Source organism: Methylobacterium sp. B1, assembly GCF_000333255.1.
Taxonomy (GTDB): domain Bacteria; phylum Pseudomonadota; class Alphaproteobacteria; order Rhizobiales; family Beijerinckiaceae; genus Methylobacterium; species Methylobacterium fujisawaense.
Map to the genome: position 1 here is coordinate 1 of NZ_BACT01000183.1, position 1,239 is coordinate 1,239.

General features: G+C 68.8%; 1 protein-coding gene and 1 pseudogene. Both read left to right on the top strand.

Features of this window, described 5'->3' with window-relative positions:
- A pseudogene (locus I53_RS04925) lies at positions 1–182 on the top strand (transporter); the annotation flags it as partial.
- Between the two features lie 794 nt (positions 183–976).
- A partial coding sequence (locus I53_RS33005; RefSeq protein WP_148291066.1) for a hypothetical protein occupies positions 977–1,239 on the top strand: 263 nt, incomplete at its 3' end.

Sequence of the window (1,239 nt, forward strand, 5' to 3'; positions counted from 1 at the left end):
TATTCCACTTCTTCCTGGACCGGTCGCGGATCCTGGCGGGCCTCGGCCGCTACTACAACGTCGGCAACATCGCCTTCGCGGGGGTGGTGGATTCCAGCGCCGACATCGTCTCGGTGGGCTTCCGCTACGTGTTCGGCGCGCCGCCGGCCCCCGCCCCCGCGCCCCTCGTGCGGAAATGGTGATGCGCCTGCGCGGGGCGCCCGGGCGACGCTCGCACTCGAGGACGGCCGTGATCCGCGCATCGACCTCACGGTCGACCGGCACATCCTGAAGCGGTCAGGCGGCGACGGCGAGTCTGCCGCCGGGGCCGCCTGGCACTACGAGGTGATCCCAGCCAACGCGGCGAACCGTCGGTTGAACGGACCTTGGTCCCGTTAGGGGCTGGTCGCGATCTGCCTCAGAAGGCGATGTCGGCCGCCAGGGCGACGGCCGAGGCGTCCTTGTGGGCGAGCTTGTCGTTGCGGGCTGCGAAGCGGCGGCGGCCCCTGATTCGGCTGAAGGGGGCCTCAAGCATTCGCGGGAACAGGGCCCATCGTGCCGGACCGTCCGCATGCGGCAGCGCGCACCCGGAATGTCTGGCGTGATCCTGCTCTTGCGTTGGTCAGCGCACAGCCAGACGGTATCGTGGCCCGAGCCGAGGGCCGGGCCTCTCATCCGGCTTGCCGCCGCGGCCAGTGCCGCCACGGCGATTGTCACGTTGCGGACGTTGCCGGGCGTCAGCGAGAGGGTGCTGGGGCAGCCGCCGACATCGGTTGGTGCATGGAACTTGGTGATCCGGCCACCATCGCCGCCCTGCTGGCAATCCAGCGTGCGGTGTAGAACATTACCAAACGGGCCCTGGCTCACCTATTCGCCGTGCCGCAGCCCGCCGGCGTCGAAAGCAAGCTGGCCTTCGACGACCTCGCCATTCAGGCCGCAAAGACCCGGACGCCGTACACCCGCCCCGGCGCCGGGGTCGCGGATTTCCGCGCCGGCCTTGGACGCGGTCGTCGCGCTCGACCTGGTCCTCGCAAAGGGACGCATCACGTATGAGGATGGATGCTCGCCCGTCAGCCAGAAAGACCGGCATTTTATCGAGGACCGCAATGAGGCCGCTGACGCGGTGCTGCACAGTCTCGCGGACAGTATTCTGATGCTTCTGCGCGGTCACGGCCTTGGCCGTGACCGTCTCGCACCAGGTGACGGCGACCTTCGCGCGGAGCGCGACGGACTTGTCGAATGCGTTCTGAGGGGGCGCTG